The organism is Aeromonas sp. R7-1 (genome assembly GCF_040908115.1).
Lineage (GTDB): Bacteria > Pseudomonadota > Gammaproteobacteria > Enterobacterales > Aeromonadaceae > Aeromonas > Aeromonas caviae.
Genome location: NZ_JBFODD010000037.1, coordinates 1 through 17,891 on the forward strand (window position 1 = coordinate 1; position 17,891 = coordinate 17,891).

At 59.5% G+C, this 17,891-nt stretch carries 17 protein-coding genes, 2 pseudogenes and 1 riboswitch; of the genes and pseudogenes, 10 read left to right on the forward strand and 9 right to left on the reverse strand.

Annotated elements, in window-relative coordinates; genetic code table 11:
• Positions 1-226: pseudogene (locus tag AB5Y51_RS08145) on the forward strand (IS1595 family transposase); the annotation flags it as partial.
• A 221-nt stretch (positions 227-447) separates the two neighbouring features.
• Here AB5Y51_RS08145 and AB5Y51_RS08150 read toward each other — a convergent pair.
• Genes AB5Y51_RS08150 through AB5Y51_RS08160 form a run of 3 tightly spaced genes read right to left on the reverse strand, consistent with a single transcriptional unit; the run spans position 448 to position 4,423 of the window.
• A complete protein-coding gene (locus AB5Y51_RS08150; RefSeq protein WP_368178262.1) occupies positions 448-1,281 on the reverse strand; it encodes a hypothetical protein in 834 nt (277 codons plus the stop codon).
• Positions 1,282-1,283: 2 nt separating this feature from the next.
• Positions 1,284-2,867, reverse strand: a complete 1,584-nt coding sequence (locus AB5Y51_RS08155; RefSeq protein ID WP_275058728.1) for an SPOR domain-containing protein — start codon at positions 2,865-2,867, stop codon at positions 1,284-1,286.
• A 17-nt stretch (positions 2,868-2,884) separates the two neighbouring features.
• Positions 2,885-4,423 carry an OmpA family protein gene (locus tag AB5Y51_RS08160; RefSeq protein WP_368178263.1) on the reverse strand — a complete coding sequence of 513 codons (1,539 nt, stop codon included), beginning with the start codon at positions 4,421-4,423 and terminating at the stop codon, positions 2,885-2,887.
• Positions 4,424-5,057: 634 nt separating this feature from the next.
• Here AB5Y51_RS08160 and AB5Y51_RS08165 point away from each other — a divergent pair.
• The 4 genes from AB5Y51_RS08165 to aqpZ all read left to right on the forward strand — a co-directional run bounded on the left by AB5Y51_RS08165 (position 5,058) and on the right by aqpZ (position 8,212).
• Complete coding sequence (locus AB5Y51_RS08165) at positions 5,058-5,285, forward strand: hypothetical protein (RefSeq protein WP_010673513.1); 228 nt, start codon at positions 5,058-5,060, stop codon at positions 5,283-5,285.
• A gap of 283 nt (positions 5,286-5,568) precedes the next feature.
• A complete protein-coding gene (locus AB5Y51_RS08170) occupies positions 5,569-6,477 on the forward strand; it encodes a Gfo/Idh/MocA family protein (protein ID WP_368178264.1) in 909 nt (302 codons plus the stop codon).
• Between the two features lie 233 nt (positions 6,478-6,710).
• Positions 6,711-7,232 (forward strand): crossover junction endodeoxyribonuclease RuvC, encoded by a 522-nt coding sequence (ruvC, locus tag AB5Y51_RS08175; RefSeq protein WP_010673515.1) that lies wholly within the window; start codon positions 6,711-6,713, stop codon positions 7,230-7,232.
• Positions 7,233-7,525: 293 nt separating this feature from the next.
• Positions 7,526-8,212: an aquaporin Z gene (aqpZ, locus tag AB5Y51_RS08180; RefSeq protein ID WP_010673516.1), complete on the forward strand. Its 687-nt coding sequence runs from the start codon at positions 7,526-7,528 to the stop codon at positions 8,210-8,212.
• A gap of 105 nt (positions 8,213-8,317) precedes the next feature.
• On the opposite strand, the pseudogene AB5Y51_RS08185 reads toward aqpZ, so the two are convergent.
• Both AB5Y51_RS08185 and AB5Y51_RS08190 read right to left on the reverse strand, forming a co-directional pair.
• Positions 8,318-8,421: pseudogene (locus tag AB5Y51_RS08185) on the reverse strand (lytic transglycosylase domain-containing protein); the annotation flags it as partial.
• Positions 8,422-8,435: 14 nt separating this feature from the next.
• Positions 8,436-9,176 (reverse strand): lytic transglycosylase domain-containing protein, encoded by a 741-nt coding sequence (locus AB5Y51_RS08190; protein WP_368178322.1) that lies wholly within the window; start codon positions 9,174-9,176, stop codon positions 8,436-8,438.
• Between the two features lie 324 nt (positions 9,177-9,500).
• On the opposite strand from AB5Y51_RS08190, the gene AB5Y51_RS08195 reads away from it, so the two are divergent.
• A complete protein-coding gene (locus AB5Y51_RS08195; protein WP_029313989.1) occupies positions 9,501-9,959 on the forward strand; it encodes a GNAT family N-acetyltransferase in 459 nt (152 codons plus the stop codon).
• Positions 9,960-9,963: 4 nt separating this feature from the next.
• Here the strand turns inward: AB5Y51_RS08195 and AB5Y51_RS08200 are convergent, their stop codons facing one another.
• Positions 9,964-10,506 (reverse strand): DUF1439 domain-containing protein, encoded by a 543-nt coding sequence (locus tag AB5Y51_RS08200; RefSeq protein WP_029313991.1) that lies wholly within the window; start codon positions 10,504-10,506, stop codon positions 9,964-9,966.
• A 96-nt stretch (positions 10,507-10,602) separates the two neighbouring features.
• Here AB5Y51_RS08200 and cls point away from each other — a divergent pair, with 96 nt between their 5' ends.
• Both cls and AB5Y51_RS08210 read left to right on the forward strand, forming a co-directional pair.
• Entirely contained in the window at positions 10,603-12,084 is a 1,482-nt protein-coding gene (cls, locus tag AB5Y51_RS08205; protein WP_010673520.1) for a cardiolipin synthase, read from the forward strand.
• A gap of 109 nt (positions 12,085-12,193) precedes the next feature.
• On the forward strand, positions 12,194-13,462 hold the full coding sequence (locus tag AB5Y51_RS08210; RefSeq protein WP_319903147.1) for a DUF945 family protein: 1,269 nt from the start codon (positions 12,194-12,196) through the stop codon (positions 13,460-13,462).
• 58 nt (positions 13,463-13,520) lie between these two features.
• Here the strand turns inward: AB5Y51_RS08210 and purU are convergent, their stop codons facing one another.
• Entirely contained in the window at positions 13,521-14,357 is an 837-nt protein-coding gene (purU, locus tag AB5Y51_RS08215) for a formyltetrahydrofolate deformylase (protein WP_029313992.1), read from the reverse strand.
• A gap of 209 nt (positions 14,358-14,566) precedes the next feature.
• Positions 14,567-14,724, forward strand: a riboswitch (FMN riboswitch).
• 104 nt (positions 14,725-14,828) lie between these two features.
• Between purU and ribB the strand changes: the two genes are divergently transcribed.
• Entirely contained in the window at positions 14,829-15,482 is a 654-nt protein-coding gene (gene ribB / locus AB5Y51_RS08220) for a 3,4-dihydroxy-2-butanone-4-phosphate synthase (protein ID WP_010673523.1), read from the forward strand.
• 225 nt (positions 15,483-15,707) lie between these two features.
• Positions 15,708-15,950, forward strand: coding sequence for an Lpp/OprI family alanine-zipper lipoprotein (locus AB5Y51_RS08225; RefSeq protein WP_010634682.1), 243 nt, complete (start codon positions 15,708-15,710; stop codon positions 15,948-15,950).
• Between the two features lie 140 nt (positions 15,951-16,090).
• On the opposite strand, the gene AB5Y51_RS08230 is transcribed toward AB5Y51_RS08225, so the two are convergent.
• Complete coding sequence (locus AB5Y51_RS08230; protein ID WP_041214740.1) at positions 16,091-16,939, reverse strand: tetratricopeptide repeat protein; 849 nt, start codon at positions 16,937-16,939, stop codon at positions 16,091-16,093.
• A complete protein-coding gene (locus tag AB5Y51_RS08235; protein ID WP_041214741.1) occupies positions 16,936-17,658 on the reverse strand; it encodes a 4'-phosphopantetheinyl transferase superfamily protein in 723 nt (240 codons plus the stop codon). The genes AB5Y51_RS08230 and AB5Y51_RS08235 overlap by 4 nt, the downstream gene beginning before the upstream one ends.
• Positions 17,659-17,891: the final 233 nt, after the last annotated feature.

The window sequence follows — 17,891 nt, forward strand, 5'->3', positions numbered from 1 at the left end:
CCGTCGAGGTGAGCGAGTCATTGGGGCATACCACATCCAGCATGTGAACGGATATCACCGGCGGTTGAAGGAGTGGATGGAACGATTCCATGGAGTCGCAACCCACTACCTGAGGAATTATCTGGGCTGGCGCAGGATGCTGGAACGTTACGGCAGGGAGGTAAATACCAAGATGTGTTTGCATGAGGCGCTAGGGCACCCGATGCAACACGTAATTGGGACATAGCCATGGAAAAGGGGGGAGATGACGACGTCCCTTGGGGATCTTTTACGAGAGTCGGCAAATATGGGGACCCACCTCTTGCTTGCCTGAGCAAACCTGATGCCAAGGGGCGGGTTGGCCGATATCTCGAAGGGGGGCAGTGTTGGCATTAAATAACAAAGGCGACCAGTTGGTCGCCCTTGTGTGATGGGCAGAAGCGCGGGCTCTGCCTGTGAAGGTGACGGTTATTGCAAATCCGTGCTCAGGCTGGGGGCACCGAAGTTCACCAGGGTGGCATGGGAGTGCTCGAAGTACTGTGACCAGAAGTCACCGAGTGCATCCATGGTCTTGCCGGAACGATAGGCGTGTTTCACCGCGTCGGTTACCAGCCCGGCGCCCGTGACGTAGACGCGAGCGCCTTGCAGATCGGCAAACAGCCCCTTGCTCTTGGCCTGCTTGAGCTCGTCACCGACATTGAGCTGCTTGATCTTGTTGGTGGCATAGAAGCTGGTGTAATCGGAGTGCTCCAGCATGTCCGAAATGAGGAACACGACGCGGTCATTGACGCCTTGCTCGGCCTTCATATCGTCACCCACCTTGCGCAGCGAGTTCATGATCTCGCTCTTGGGGATGTCCTGGTGGGCATCACGAAGTGCTTTCACGAACTGTTTGCCAAAGCCGTTACGAAAGACCTTGGTCTGCGTCGTCAGGCAGGTGTCCAGGCCGCGCAATTTGCGCATGCTGACATCGTCCCGGATCTCCCCTTCCAGCGGCATATCCAGTTGCCCCGCGTAGGCCAGGCGAAGGTATTCGCCAGGCAAGAAGGCGGAGAAGGTATAGAGCTTGACGCGATCACCAGCCTGCACGAACCGCTCGATCTGCCCCCAACTGCTGCGTTGCAGATCGTCAGGCATCGGAATGGTCTGGTCGATGATGACCACCAGTTCGCGGCCGGTGCCCGCAGGCTTGATGTCGGTCAGGCCATTGCGCTCATAGCAGCTCTGTATGTCGTTACGCTCGGCCGCCAACGCTGCACAAGGCAGCGTCAACGCCAGTAGCAATACCTGGGTGATCTTCACGATTAGGCACTCTGCTTGGTGGGAAAGAGGCCCAGGGTCTTGAGGGCCATCTGCTGCTCACGGATATCACGCAACTGCGCTTCGTCCACCCCCAGTGCGCGGCTGGCTGCTGCCAGACTCTCTTCGGGCAGGCCAGTGACATCATGGAAATCGGCGGCCTTGACGGCAGCGCCGGTCTGGCCGGGGGCGTCAGTGGTGGGTGGGAGAGCCGCCTCTGCCTGCGCAACAGCCGGTTGTACGGCGGGTGCCGGCTCGGCTTGCACTGCCGGTGCGACCTGGGGGGCCGGCTTGGGCGGCACGGTGCCTGCCTTGTACTCGATAAAGGCCAGGAAATTGCGATGGGCGGATTTCTCCCCTTCCAGCGCCCCCAGCACACCCGAGTTGGTATGGTCACGGCTCGACAACAGGGTCTGCAAGCGGCGGAGCTTGTCATCGGCATGGCTGGCAATGGCGGTGCGTTGCTGGTCCATCGCGTCCAGCATCTCTTCGGCGGTCGCGTATTCGTGTGTCAGACGCCAGGCTGTTTTGGAATGGGTGCCTGCAAAGTGGTATTTGCTGGCAAGCCAGATGCTGATCCCCTGGATGGCGATGTAGATGAGCGACAGCATGACGTAGGTGGTCAGGCTGGCCTCACGGATGGCCTGCATCTTGTCTTCGATGGTGGCCTCTTCCGCCTCGTTGTTGATGGCTTGAGACTCTTCCGGCAGATCAAACGGCGACCCCATGCTGCTGTCACTCTGTGCCGTTGTTTCGGCGCGCATGTTGTTGACCATCTCGGTTTCGATGCTGTCGAGGGTGGCTGAACGCACCACGAAGGCGCCCACTGCCATGCAGGCAACAAACGAAGCACAGACAATCAGCCAGACAAACTTGCGGCTGACACCTGAATTCACGTCTTTCAGGCGGGCCAGCAGCTGCTCGTAGTCAGGTTTGTCAGAGTCCGAGAAGGAGTCTTCCAGATTGATGGCCTTGTTTGCCTTGAGGGTACGGGAGCGTTTTGAGGGCTCTTCCCCTTGCCACCAGTGACGCGCCCGGGCGATCAGGCTGTTGTGATGCAGGGAGTGTCCGGCCACTTCAGCCAGGAATGCGGATGCAACGGCGAGCAGCAGAGCCGTCGCGGCTGCCAGCAGGTGACGGTCATTGGTGGAGGCATCCATGTTCATCCAGCCTGCCAGCACGTAGGCAAAGCCCATTGCCTCGACCAGCACCAGCACCAGCACCAGAGCAAGCACCCACGCCGGGCGTGGGGAGCGGCCGGCCTCTCCTGCCTTGGCAAGGTAGTCGAGGGAGGCGTTGTAGGCATCTGTCCCCTTTAAATGTTTCTTGTATTCGCGGTAGTACACATTTGACAGGGTCACTTCATGGTTGATCCAGCCATCGCCATCGACCGAGGCCGGCTTGCGGGCGAGACGGGCCACTGTGCCGATCAGCGGCAGGCTGTGCCATACCCGGATCAGGAAGTAGGAAACATGCTCCCAATGCCGCCACACCACCACGGCGCTGACGAGGAATGAAACAATGCCAACGGTCAGCATCTGGTTGGCGAGGATCAGCGTCTTGAGCGCTGCCAAAGAAAAGTCTTCCACTAAGTTTCTCCGTTTTCTTATTTGGAATGGGTGGCGGGAATGGGCAGGTACGAAGCCACATAAGCCTCGGAACCTGCCGGGTAGAACAGGGCTCCCTGGCTTACCTTGGCGTTGCCTTTGCTGAACACGAGGTCCATGCAGGACACCGACGCCTTGGGATCGCTGGTGAAGACGCGGTACAGCACCTCACTCTCGCCCTCATAGGTGTTGGCCACCGCCTTGAGGGTCTGGGGCTTCTTCTGATTCGAGGATTTGTAACCCTGAACGACTTGCAGGATCGGTTGACGATCGACCTGGGCGTTGTCACGCAAGATGGAAACCGGAGAGACAGTCACCAGGTGGCCGTTGACGGTATTGGCCCAGACGCGATTGTTATAGCCGGGCATGTACTCCTTGGTGGCATGGCGCGGGAGAGGCTGGTCGTCTGCCATGCTCAGTACCTGGCCTGCACTGCGTGGCTTATCTGCCTCACAGCTCGACATCGGCATGTCGCTTGCGTATGCGCTGCTGATCAGTGCAAAACCACTCGCCTTGGGTTTGATGTTCTGGGCCATGTTCCACTGATAGGTGCCGGCAGGCTTGCCGCCGAAGTCCACTGCGGCCTTGGCATTGGGCAGGGCCTTGGTCGTGCTGGTGTTTGAGGCGCTCTGCTTGGCGGCGGGTTGGCGAGGGGCGGTTTGCGACGTGGCCGCCACCTTGCTTGAACCGCTTGCGGACTGAGTCGCCGGTTTGGTCGCCGCCACACGCGGTTTGGCGGTGTCGGAAGCCCCGTAACGCAGATAGCGGGTGTTGTTCTCTTCGGATTGGGCCCGCATGACCAGAGCCTGCTCGTTCGCCAGTTCTACAATTTCGACCCGGCGATTCTGACCGCGAAGCAAGGGGTCGCTGTTGTCTGCGATGGGACGCGACGAACCTGCACCTTGATAGTAAATGGAAGAGGCCGGGATCCCCGATGCGACCAGGACCTTGCCGACGGCTCGCGCACGTTGCTCGGAGAGTCGCAGGTTGAGTTCTGCAGGGCCGGTGGCGTCACTGTGGCCGACGAGGAGGATACGGCGCTGATCCGAGGCGTCTGTGGCTGCGGGTTTGGCATAGAGCTGGGCCAGTTTCGTGACCACGCGCAGGCCGCTTTCTGTGAGCTGGGCAGAACCACTCGAGAACATGCCGGAATCGGGGATCTGGGCCACAAGGCCGGCGTCCTGAGGGACACCGGTCACTGCGGCTGGCTCGGCAACGGTCAGCTTCTCGGTAGCGATGTTGAGATTCTCTTCCTTTGCTATCCGGTCAAGCTCTTGTAGCCTGGACTGCCACATATAGCCTGCCGCGCAGCCCAGCGCCCCACCGAGGGCAACCCCCGCGACAGCCCCTTTTTTCCCGTTGATGGCGTAGCCCGCAGCCCCTCCTGCAATCATGCCAGCCCCACAAAGCACCGGCATGCCGTAATCCTTGCCGATATCATTGACCGTGGATTTGAAATTCTGCATCTGCTGAGAGCTGCAACCCACGGCGGCAATCAAGACACAGCTGAGAGGTGCAAGACGAAACGATTTATCCATAGCGATTCCTTGCCATTTATATTTAATAGCGAGATTCAGACATGCCAGTGAGGCCAGAGAAAAGCGTCTTCGGGTGGAGTGAAATATCGACACTTGCTGACATTAAAGATATTAACGCGGGCTGATGTTTAATATCGGCGCCAGGCGTGATCATTCTCGCAAGCGGCTGTGTCTGATATGTCCTGAGTGTCAGAAGAGGCAATTATCTATGCGGTTCAATAGGTATCGAGTGGCTATGATAAGCCAAACGAGCCTGATCATGCGAGTGGAAAAGTGATGCAACCATAGGAAAAACATCAACTTTCCAATATCTTTGCCCATCTCACCGACGCTGAACACAAAGAGGGTTATTGTGACGCTCTTGTGATTTGTGAAAGGCGCAGGCCGATTATCGCTATTGAGGATGAGGGCTGTTGGGGGAAGTATGTGGTTGCCCCCACTGACAGTGCTGGCGAAATAATGTTCATGGGCAGAATAACGTCTGGCATCCCGTTTATATAATGGATTAATTGTCGATAAATATGTCTGACAACAGTTTATAGACTGGGGCACAGGCAGTGCGAAGCATTGCAAGAGCATTGTTGAACGCATTGTTTGATAATATTGTCGAAAGGGTTTGGTCAGGAGCAATCAGATGGCGATAACAACGCGATCCCGAAGAGAGAAGGTAGGCAGCGGACTCGGGCTGGTGATGGGGCTCATCGCCTTTAACCTGATTGTGCCCCTGCTTCCGGTTGCAACAGAGATGTCGGATATGACCCGGATGATAGGTGCCATGGTCAGCGCCATGCTTTGCGCCGAGCTGGGCGCCAGGATTGGCAAGTGGCGGGATGCCAAAGAGCAGGCCGGATCGGCAGAGTAACTCGACGTGAGAAGAGCGCCAATCGCCCGAGTGCGGCGGTGTGTGCGGGTGTAACAGGCAGGGCGACAGTTGTCGCCCTGCCTGTTTTGCTATCGCGGTTTGCCGCTCAAGCGCCGCGCCGCCGGGGGGCGCTTCGATGGAGGAAGGTGGCCAGGGTGTCGCGGGGCGATGCCGCATTGCATCAGAAGGCACCTGGAGCGAGATGGCGCCAAGGCTGGATCTGCGAGGGAAATCCTGAGATCGTGCAGGCAGTTATCTGGTTATCCCCTTGAGAGGAGTGCCCATGCGCATTGCCCTGATTGGTCTTGGCGATATCGCCCGGAAGGCCTATCTGCCGCTGCTGGCAAACGACGAGCGAGTCACCCCGCTGCTCTGTACCCGGAGTCCCTCGGTGCTCGGCAAACTGGCGCGCCAGTACCGGATTGGCGAGTGTTTTACCGAGGTCGATGCGCTGCTGGCGAGCCGACCTGATGCGGTGATGATCCACGCTGCCACCGCCGTGCACGGCAAACTGGCGGAGCTGTGCCTGCGTGCCGGCATTCCCACCTTTGTGGACAAGCCGCTGTGTGACAACGCAGGAGAGGTGGAGGCGCTCGCCAATCTCGCCATCGCCAGGGACTGCCCGCTGTTTGTCGGCTTCAACCGTCGCTATCTGCCCGCCATGGCCGCCGCACGCGGCCAGCCGCTGACCGAGCTCCATTGGCAAAAGCACAGGCACGCCCTGCCAGGGGTGCCTCGCCAGTTTCTGTTCGACGACTGTATCCATGTGCTCGACAGTCTCTGCTGTTATGGCGGCGAGCCGGACGGGGAGCTGCATGCGGTGCTGCGACGCAGCAGTGAGCAGCCCGAGCTGCTGGCCGGGGTGAGCGTCGCCTGGCAGAGTGGGCAGATGGCGGTGAGCGGCAGCATGAATCGCAGCGCCGGCATGACCGAGGAGCGCATCGATGCCTATGGCGACAACTTCTCATTGCATATCGAGAATTGCACCCGTGGCCTGCTTGCGCGAGACAACACAGTGCAGACCCTGGCACCGGGCGACTGGCAGCCCGTGCTGGCGAGCCGAGGCTTTGTCGCCATGCTCGAGCACTGGTATGGGCTGATTGACGTCGGGCGGGCAGACGGGGCGCTGGTCGAGAGCTACCTGAAAAGCCATCGACTGGCGGAGCGCCTCGTCGCCCTGGCAAAGGGATGACCCGGAGGCAAGGGGCTGGTGACACCGGCAGGCATCACTGGCCAGAGAAGCGGCAGAGCACTGTATGAGATGGTGGCTCCTTGCGCAGTCAGCCGGGAAAGGTGCCAGCGAGCGAGCCAAGCGAAGGCGGGTTTGTTATCTTGGCGGCCATCAAGAGCAGCAGGGCAAGAGATCGCAATGAAGAAGGTGTCGAAGATGAGATGGCTGACCGCAGTGGGCGGGGTATTCCGTTCATGAGCATCATTCTGGGGATCGATCCCGGTTCGCGCATCACCGGCTACGGGGTCATTCGCATCGTGGCGGGCAAGGCGGAATATCTGGGATCGGGCTGCATCCGCACCGATCTGGGGGAGCTGCCGTCTCGCCTGAAGCAGGTCTATGACGGGGTGAGCGAGATCATTACCCAGTTCAAGCCGGACGAGTTCGCTATCGAGCGGGTCTTTATGGCGCGCAACGCGGACTCGGCCCTGAAGCTCGGCCAGGCCCGTGGCAGCGCCATCGTCGCGGCGGTCAACGCCCTGCTGCCGGTGAGCGAGTACTCGGCCACCCAGATCAAGCAGGCGGTGGTGGGCACCGGTGGCGCCGCCAAGGAGCAGGTGCAGCACATGGTGACTCACCTGCTCAAGCTCTCTGCCACCCCGCAGGCGGATGCGGCGGATGCCCTCGGGGTGGCGCTCTGCCACTTCCACACCCGTCAGAGCCTCATTCGCATGGCCGGGCGGGCCAGCGGATCGGTGCGCGGCCGTTATCGCTGATCCCCGGGGGAGGGCTTCTGGTGTTGGCAGGGGAGCGCGGGGAGCTGCTGGCAAAATCGCTGGTCGGGTCACAATCTGTCGCGTCCCTCGATGGGACTCCCATGGAGAAGCGCACCGAGCGGGTGAATATCTTTCTACTTTATCAATAACTTGTGGCATTCATCACATATCCGCGATGAATCGGGTCGGTTTCGTCTTGCTCCGCCACACTCCCATAATATGGCGCCTGTTCAATAACAGTGTCCGTATGAGCCTTTCAGGTTCGCGTGTTAGTCATCATGGGAGAGACAAGAGTGAAACCTTTTGCTGCTGAATTTATGGGAACCTTCTGGCTGGTGCTGGGGGGCTGCGGGAGCGCCGTGCTGGCTGCCGCCTTCCCCAATGTGGGGATCGGCCTGCTGGGCGTCGCCCTGGCGTTCGGCCTGACTGTGCTGACCATGGCCTATGCCATCGGTCATATCTCGGGTTGCCACCTGAACCCGGCCGTGACAGTCGGGCTCTGGGCTGGTGGTCGCTTCCCGGCCTCCAACGTGCTGCCCTACATCGTGGCCCAGGTGCTTGGCGGGATCGTGGCTGGTGGCGTGCTCTATGTCATTGCCAGCGGACAGGCGGGTTTTGATGTGAGCGCCGGCTTTGCTTCCAACGGCTATGGCGAGCATTCCCCCGGCGGTTACAGCCTGCTGGCCGCACTGGTGTGTGAAGTGGTGATGACCGGTTTCTTCCTGTTCGTCATCATGGGCGCCACCGACAGCCGTGCACCGGCCGGGTTTGCTCCCATCGCCATCGGTCTGTGCCTGACCCTCATCCACCTCATCAGCATCCCGGTGACCAACACCTCGGTCAACCCGGCGCGCAGCACTGGCGTGGCGCTTTTTGTCGGTGACTGGGCCGTGGGCCAGCTCTGGCTGTTCTGGGTTGCCCCCATTGTCGGTGCCATTCTGGGTGCATTGGCCTATCGTGTGATCGCCACGAAAGAGTGATGTGTTGCTAGTTAACGTGTGGTATCGACACGCCCCCGGGCGTGTTTTTTTATGCCTGAAGGAATACCGGGCAGGGCGCCATGCCAACGATAGGGTACGGCATGATCACAGTCCCTTGGCGCTCAGCATCTCTTTGTAGCGCTGATGCAGCAGCTTGACCCGTTCCACATAGGCCCGGGTTTCGGCCAATGAGGGATGCCGCCGTGCTTGTACCGTACCGGTCCTACAACCCCTTGGCGCTCAGCATCTCTTTGTAGCGCTGATGCAGCAGCTTGACTCGTTCCACATAGGCCCGGGTTTCGGCATAGGGCGGTATGCCGCCGTGTTTTTGCACCGCACCGGCGCCTGCATTGTAGGCGGCGGTGGCTAGGGCCACATTGCCGTCATACTGCTTGAGCAGACCCGCCAGGTATTTCACACCGCCAAAGATGTTCTGCTCCGCCAGCAGGGCGTTGCCGACCCCGAGCTCGCGCGCCGTGGAGGGCATCAGCTGGGTCAGTCCCATGGCGCCCTTGCGGGAGACGGCCAGAGGATTGAAAGCGGACTCGGCATGGATAAGTGCCCGGATGAGGGCAGGCTCGACCTGATAAGCCTTGGCTGCCGCCTGTATGGTGCTGGCGTAGTCATAGAGGAAGAGGCCTGTCGTGTGCCAGTTGACCTTGGACGCCGGATCGCAGGCATAGCAGTCGTTGAACAGCAGCAGTTCGTAGTGACCCTGCTCCGGCATCATGTCGGAATAGCGTATGACCCCGTTCTTTTGTACCGATTTGTAGACCTGGATCTGACGGCTTGCAGGCTTAGCGGGTTCAGGGGAGGGGAGCGGCGCCGTGGTGAGCGCCACGGTACGCGGCGTGGGAACCGGGGAGGAGACTGCCGTCTCCGGGGTCAGGATCACCACCTCGGCCGGCGGCGGTATCTGAGCCGGGGCTGCGTGGGAAAACAGCGGCATCATGCCCAGCAACATCCATGCTTTCAACGGCTTGCTCCTTAAGCCTCGTTAGCCACGTTGAGTAAAGCATTCGGGATGGCGCAGAACAAGTGCCCGTGAACAGGGGAGGCTGGAAATGTGATGGCAGAGGGACGTCCCACCTGAGTGCTCACTCAGGACAAGGGGCGCGGCTCATGGCGTCAAGGGGCGGATGATCGCAACCTCGTCTTTTCCATCGAGTTATTGGCTTTTTTGTAAGTTAAAGGCGTGTTATCTTGCTGTTGCTCCACTCTGGTCTGATCTCTTCGTGGAGCCAGCGAGCGAGCAGGAGAGGGCCGGTATGGCCAGAGCGAAATGGGCATGACAAGCAGGCGAGCGATGGAGCTCAGATTCGAAGAGTACTGTGATGCGGATCTTTCCCTCATCAGAGACTATTACGAGACGACGTTTTCCCACTATGTGCCGGATTTGGCAGAACGGATTTTTGTGGTCCGTGACGCGCACTGGCTGGTGGGGGCGGTGCGCCTGCGCGATGAACAGGATTATTACCACTTGTGCGGCTTTCGTCTGCTCCCTCACTACCAGTCCCTGGGGCTGGGGTCCCGCTTGTTGCAGCATGCCTGCCGCGATCTTTCCGACAAGCCCGTGATCTGTCACGCCCTGCCGTTCGAGAAACCCTTCTACCTCAAGGCGGGATTTGACCACCTTCCCCTGCATGAACTCGACGGGCCCCTCCACTCTCTCTATCACCAGCAGCACGAACAGGGTTACCAGATCGAGCTGCTGGTGCGTCAGGCGAAGGCGCCTGTTTTCAACTGACGTCTTATTGGGGTTTGGTCAGCAGGTGGATCTTGCCTGGTGACAGCTCCAGCCCCAGCAGATTTTCCTTGAGCCAGGCCTGATTGGGATCCTTGTCATCCAGCTTGTAGACAGGCTGGGTCTCCAGCCGTTTCTCCATGCTCTGCAGCAGCATCCTCAGCATGAAACCAAACTTCTGTTCCGCCGCTGCAGGCTCCAGCTTGTAATCGATGAGCTTCATGTTGTCGAGGAAGAGCGCACTCCTGGCCTTGTCGTAGCGGGGCCTCGCCTCATAGGTCATGTTGAGGCGCGCGTCGTACTCGGTCTGATCCGGGAGCGCGATTTTCAACTTGCCTTTGCCAAACACCCTGGCGGTATCCGGGCTCTGGCGACCAATCTGCACATCGCTCTGCTCGAGTTGCACATGGGCCTTGATGATGCCGGGCAATTCCAGCTGTTTGTCCACTTGCACCTGGGACTGCAGGTACTGATTTATCTGCTGCTCATTGATGTCATATGAGCCTTGACCTAGCATGGCCAGACTCAGCAGCATAGATTGCAGGATCATGCTAACGACCTGATAGAATGGGTGTGCCCCATAGCATACCATCCCGACCCTGTGGGGTCTGCCCGTGCCATCTGTCCAATACACCAAGGAGTCGCCTTGCTCGACGGTCTGGAATACGACATTCAGTTGCTGTTTTCCCGCTTTCTCGGCTGGTTGTTGCTGTTGTTTCACACCGTGATCGTGGCTGGGATCTCCCTGCGGGTGGTGATGAAGCGACGTCCCATCGGGGTATCCCTCGCCTGGTTGGCCCTCATCTATGCCATCCCCTTCGCCGGGGTCGGTTTCTACGTGCTGTTTGGCGAGATTCGCCTCGGTCGCAAGCGGGCGGAGCGGGCCCAGGCCATGTACCGTCCTTACGCCATCTGGATCCGCCAGCTCGCGCGCCTCTTCCCCCAGCACTGCTGCGAGGTGGGCAGCAAGGCACGCCCGCTCCACGATCTTATCCAGGGACGCTTGGCCATGCCCATGCTCTCGGGCAACCGGATGACCCTGCTGCACAAGCCGAAGAGCATCGTAGAGGAGATAGTGCGCGACATCCGGGGCTCCTCCCAATCCTGTTATCTGGAGTTCTACATCTGGCACCCCGGCGGGGATGTGGACGAGGTGTGCGAGGCGTTGATGGAGGTGGCGGCACGCGGCGTGGATTGTCGTGTCTTGCTCGACTCCATCGGCAGCAAGACCTTCTTCCGCTCCTCCTGGCCCAAAACCTTGCGCGCTGCCGGCGTTAAAGTCGTGGAAGTGTTGCCGGTCGGCGCCTGGCGAATCCCCTTCCAGCGCCAGGACTTGCGCATGCACCGCAAGCTGGTGGTGATCGATGACAAGGTTGGTTATACCGGCTCCATGAACATGGTGGATCCCCGTTTCTTCAAGCAGGATGCCGGGGTCGGCCAGTGGGTCGACATCATGATCCGGGTGCAGGGCCCCGTGGTGCCGTTGATGTGGTCCACCTTCGTCTGGGACTGGGAGATGGAGACCGGCGAGCGGCTGCTCGACAGTCTGCAACATGAGCCGGAAGCCTGGCCACAGACCAACTATCGGGCCCAGCTCATTCCCTCCGGCCCCTTCGTCGGTGGTGACTGTATCCAGCAGAGCCTGCTGCTCGCCATCTACCAGGCTCGTCACCATCTGGTGCTGACCACCCCCTATTTCGTGCCGGACGATCCGCTGGCTGCGGCCCTCTCTTCGGCGGCGGCCCGCGGCGTGCTGGTGCAACTGGTGCTGCCTGCGCGCAACGACTCCCTGATGGCGAACCACGCCAGCAACTCCTTCATGGAGGATCTGCTGGCGGCAGGAGTGGAGATATATCGCTATGATGCCGGGCTGCTGCACACCAAGAGCGTGCTGGTGGACGATGATTTCGCTCTGGTGGGCACGGTCAACCTCGACCGGCGCAGTCTCTGGCTCAATTTCGAGATCACCCTGCTCATCGACAACCCGGTGTTTGTCGCCGAGATGAACCAGCTGGTGCAGGGCTACATGCTGGAGGCGACCCCCATGTCACTGACCAGGTGGCGTGCCCGCCCCTGGTACAAAAAATTGCTTGAGAACATCTTCTACCTGTTCAGCCCCCTGCTGTGACAGCCAGAGCGTGGACCCCAAGCCGTTGTCTGGCTTGTGTTGATGCCCATCCTCCCCGTAGAGTGCGCCCATGCACCCGCCATTGAACCATTGTGGAGAAACAGAACTGATGAAGAAAAAAGTGGCCTTGGCCGTCGGAGCCGTGTTGGTGGTGGGAGGGCTTGGCGCCTGCTGGTACACGGGCAATACGTTCGACCGGATCCTGGCCGAGCAGATCGCCAGGGCGCAGCAGGAGAGCGGAATCGAAGTCACCTGGAGCCCAGAGACGGAGAATCTGTTTACCCGCGACGGCGTGCTCAAGGTGGTGGTGCCGCCCCAGACGCTGGCGAGTTTTGATCCCCAGCTGGCGGGAAGCGAGCCCATCGAGATGCAGTTCGCGTTCAACAGCCGCCTGTTGCCGCTCTATATCAAGAGCCACCTCCAGCTTGATACCGCACAGGGCACGCTGGCGCCCATCCTGACCTCCCTGGGGATGCAGCAGTGGCAATTGGGGGCAGAATCGGCGAGCAGCCTCTGGACCATGAGCAACAGCTCCCGCTTCTGGGTGAGCGACTTCAAGGTCAAGGAGGGGCTCAACGAATTCACCTTCCTGCCCCTGAACGGCGACTATCGTGGGGATCTCGACGGCAATGGCCATCTCACCGCCCACTGGCTGGGGATGACGGTCCACGATGCCCAGAGCAAGACAGATCTGGCCTTGGCGGATCTCAAGGGCAGTGCCGACATGGCCGAGATCAGCGGCCTCTGGCTCTCTCCCCGCAGCGATGCGACCCTCACGGCCTTCTCCCTGACCCAGCCGGGGAACGTCAAGATCACGCTGGAGGGGCTGACCACGGCCACCGAGCTGGCGGGGGACGATCTTCAGACGCTCTCCACTCGCTATCAGATGAAGGTGGCGACCCTCAACATGGAGAGCGAGGAAGACCGGCTCGCGCTGACCCAGGGAAATCTGGATCTCTCCCTCAAGGGGCTGGATCTCGAGGGGTATCAGACGCTGCAAGAGGCCAGCAGCAAACGGGTGGACGAAGCGGCCATCCAGGAAGCGCTGGACAAGATGCTCCAGAGAGGGGCCACGCTGGAACTGGCGGATCTGAGTGCGCGATTGAACGGTGAACCTGTCAGCCTGCAAGGGGAGGCCAAGCTGGCGTCCACCACCCTGGCACAGTTGATGGGCAGCGAGGAGGGGATGCAGGCACTCTCCGGGCTGCTTCATGCCCACCTTGGGGAGAAGCTGGGCCAGGCCGTTCCCCAGTTGGCCCCCATGCTGGAGCAATTCACTGCCATGGGATATCTGAAGGCTCAGGAGTCACAGCTTCAGGCCGAGCTCAAGCTCGACAAAGGGGCCGTGACCGTCAATGGTCTGCCGCTGCACCCGTGAGTTCCGCGCAATGAAAAAGGCTCCCTCGGGAGCCTTTTTTCTGGGGGCGCGCAGCCGCTTATTTGAACACGACGGTCTTGTTGCCGTAGACGAAAACCCGCTCGTTCAGCACCAGTTCCAGCGCCCGGCTCAGCACGGATTTTTCCACGTCGCGTCCGGCCTTGGCCATGTCGTCGGCACTGAAGGTGTGATCGACGTGGATCACGTCCTGCTCGACGATGGGGCCTTCATCCAGATCGTCGGTGACGAAGTGGGCGGTGGCACCAATCAGCTTGACCCCGCGGTCGAAGGCCTGACGATAGGGGCGGGCGCCGATGAAGGCAGGCAGGAAGGAGTGGTGGATATTGATGATCTTGCGCGGATAGGCTTCCACGAAGCTTGGGGTCAGCACACGCATGTATTTGGCCAGGATGACGTAATCCGGCTGGTAGCCATCGATGAGCGTGCGCACTTGCTCCTCATGCTCGGTGCGGCTCAGATCCTCGTGGCTCACGCAGTGGAAGGGGATGTCGAACTTGCCGGTCAGCTCGGCGAGGGTGTCGTAGTTGCCGATGACCGCGACGATGTCCATGTCCAGGGCGCCGGCATAGTTCTTCATCAGGATGTCGCCGAGGCAGTGGGTCTCCTTGGTCACCAGGATGACGATGCGCTTCTTGCCCGCCTTGACGAGACGACGCTGGGCGCCGGCAGGCAGGGCATCGTCGAGGTCGGCCAGCAGGGTCTCGTCGTTGAAGCGCCCTTCCAGCTCGGTGCGCATGAAGAAGCGGCCGTTTTCGTGATCCACGAACTCGTCGTTCTTGTTGATGTTGAGCTGGTGCTTGTAGCAGATGTTGGTGATCTTGGCGATGAGACCCTTGGCGTCGGGGCAATCGGTCAGCAGTATTTTCTTTTCCATCTCTGTCATGATTCCGTTTGTGATGTTGGCACCCGGTCTGCGCGGGCGCGCGCGTTTTTGCTGGCACTATGCCACAAACGAAATCAGAAAGGACAGCGCGCCGTGTATCGGGTGGTGCTCGCGCGAAAATTGCAGTGCAGCCAGCTCCCGGTTTGTCTTTGATGGGTTTTTGGCTGGCATCCTGCGTCTTTTTTCTTTAGGCTGTCTGCGCTTATTCTCAGGGCGGGGCGAAATTCCCCACCGGCGGTATCCCGATGTGACTCGGGGAGCCCGCGAGCGCCCGACCCGGCATTCATCCGGGACGGGGTCAGCAGATCCGGTGAGATGCCGGAGCCGACGGTCATAGTCCGGATGAAAGAGGATAAGACAGATATTGCTGGCCAGACCCTGCCGGGTTGGCCGCCGCATGGCTACTTCTGTCTGCCTTTCCATGCCCTGATTCTGGTCCTTGTCTTTTTTAGGAGTCTTACCATGAATCAGTCTCTACTCAGTGAATTCGGTGATCCCATTGCTCGCGTCGAAGCCGCGCTGGCCGCCCTGCGTGCCGGTCAGGGTGTGCTGGTGGCCGATGATGAAGATCGCGAGAACGAAGGCGATCTCATCTTTGCCGCAGAAACCATGACCAACGAGCAGATGGCCATGATGATCCGCGAGTGCTCCGGCATCGTCTGCCTCTGTCTGACCGACGAGCGGGTTCGCCAGCTCGAGCTGCCGATGATGGTGGAGGCCAACTCCAGCCACTATCAGACTGCCTTCACCGTGACCATCGAAGCGGCGCAGGGGGTGACTACCGGGGTGTCCGCCGCCGATCGCATCACCACCATCCGCGCGGCCATCGCCGACGGTGCCCGGCCCTCCGATCTGCATCGACCCGGCCATGTCTTCCCGCTGCGCGCCCGCACGGGTGGGGTGCTGACCCGCCGTGGTCACACGGAAGCGACCGTCGACCTGATGCAGCTCGCCGGGCTCAAACCTTACGGAGTATTGTGCGAGTTGACCAAGGAAGATGGCTCCATGGCCAGGTTGCCGGACCTGGTGGCCTTCGGTCGCCAGCACCGGATGCCGGTCCTGACCATCGAAGATCTGGTGCAATATCGTCAATTGCTGTCAGAACGTTCAGCCTGAGCCTCATACGAAATTGTAATAAGCCCAAATTTTGGTTACGCTTTGTGCGAACCTCATCCAGGGACACTCATTTTTGCTTAAAGTTTGTACGGAAAGTGTGCAACTAAAAAAAAATGAGGGTTTTAACGCATTTATCTGTGATGAGGCCTATCCAAACTATGATTTTTTTGTGCCATAATCACGCCGCTTGCTAAACGTCTGGCGAGTTAAAGGGAGCTTTTAAAAATGAAAAAAATGTTGTTGGTAGGTGTTGTTGGTCTGTCCGCTCTGCTGGGCGGTTGTGCAAACACCAGCGAACTGGAAACTTCCGTTCAGAATCTGTCTAACAAAGTTGACCAACTGGCTCAAGATGTTAGCGCTGTTCGTGCTGATCAGTCCAAGATCGCTGCTGATGTTGCAGAAGCCAAGCAAGAAGCTATGCGTGCTAACCAGCGCATCGACAACATGGCTACTTCCTACAAGAAGTAATCCATGCGAAAAAATGGCGCATTTCAATGCGCCATTTTTTTTGCCTGAAATTCGTCAAATACCCGCGTTTTTCCCGCTAATACGCGCCTGACAAGGCAATGCCGACGAATCGGCATCCCCTCTTCTGATTTTCCTGTCGCTCAATAGAGCAGGCTGTAGAGCTTGCGACGATAACTCTGCGCTGCAGGGTGCGCACCCATGGTTGCCAGCACATCGAGATAGATCTTCTTGGCATCGCCAAAGGCGAGATCACGTTTGAGGATGGTGAACAACAGGGCCAATGCCTCCTCTTGTCTACCAACCTGGCTGTAGAGCACCGCCAGCTCCTGGGCGAGGGCATGGTCATCAGGCTGTTCAGCGTGGCGCAGCTCCAGGGCGCGCAGCTCAGGACTGTCGCTGGCCTGCAGCGCCAGCGAGAGGCGGGAGCTCAGGGTCTGGTAATGATCATCCTGTGCCACCATGGGGATGGTCGAGAGCAGGCTCTGCGCCTCGTCAAGGAGATTGAGATCCAGCGCGGCCTGTATCAGCCAGAGCGTGATGTCGTGACGCTCGGGGGCGAGGCGATGGGCCTGGCCAAGATGGGTGTGCGCCACATCGGCTTGCCCGTTCTCCAGCGCCTGCTTTGCCTGATCGAGCAGCAACTCCTCCTCTTTGGGGGCAAAGGCGGCGAAATACTGGCGCAATGTGGCTTCATCCTGCGGCCCTTCCAGAATGGCCTGTTCATCCGGGCGCCCCTGATGGAACAGCACCAGCGCGGGCAGTGCGCGCAAGGCAAGCTGGCTGGCCAGAGGCTGCAACTGGGGGTCGTTCATGTCGACTTTGGCCAGGGTCACCGCCGCATTGGCCGGGCCGACCAGCGCTTCCACTTGCGGGGTCATGGCCTGGCACTCCGGCATCTGGGGGGCGTGGAAATAGATGACGACCGGCTTTTTCATGGACGCATCGAGCAATTCTGCGTGGAAGTTCTGGGGAGTGATGTCGACGATCATGAGGCTGACTCTCGAAAAATGGTGTGGATCAACATGGGGTCCAGCGGGATGGAATTCAAGCGCGCATCCAGCAGATGGGCATCGACCCGGCGGGTCGGGGCAGCCAGGCTGAGCCATCCGCTGCCCGCGGGCCAGTCGCGGATTTCATAGTGGCGATTGTCGAGATGATTTTTGAGCTGCCATGCCTGCTCCGGAAGGAAGCAGATTTTGTCGAGTCCGGCGGAAATACCATCGCCATGCGCCTTGAGCACAGCTTCCTTGCGAGACCATAGCCGATAGAAGGCCGAATGTTGCTCCTCTCGGGGCAGGGCGTTCAACCATTGGTATTCGCTTGGCGCATAGAAGCGTTTGGCCAGCGGCAGTATGGGACGGTGACGCAATCCCATCTCGATGTCCACCCCAAGGGGACCCTCCTCACAGAGGGCGATCACCAGCCACTCTCCGCTGTGGCTGAGGTTGAACTGCCAGCGATGACTGAGCAGTGTCGGTTTGCCATGCGCACCGATACCAAAAGTCAGGGCATCGGCCCGGCAATGGAGTCGCTCGGCCAGCAGGCGGCGCAGCAGCACCCGGCCGAGCAGGTACTCATGCTGGCGACCCGCCTGGTGGATCTCGTGCCAGTGACGGCGTTCATCCGGGGCGAGTTCGGATGCCAGCCTGATCACCAGGTCTGCATCAACGCTTGCCGTATTTAACAAATAGAGATCCGCAGATAGCATAATATTTCACTTAAAAATGGGGGTGAAATAGCGATAACAGTCCGTTTGATGGGCTCAAAACCGATGCATTCAAGATTGTATATTGTTTGGGCATGATCACATAAATTGCGCTAAACAGAGCATTTCCTTGCAAAAATGTGAGGTCGATTGGGATTTTCGCTTGCCTCGATAGAATTCTTGGATATAGTCGGGTGCTGTTGCCTTATAAATTGCCCTTTCGGGCTGCATTTTAA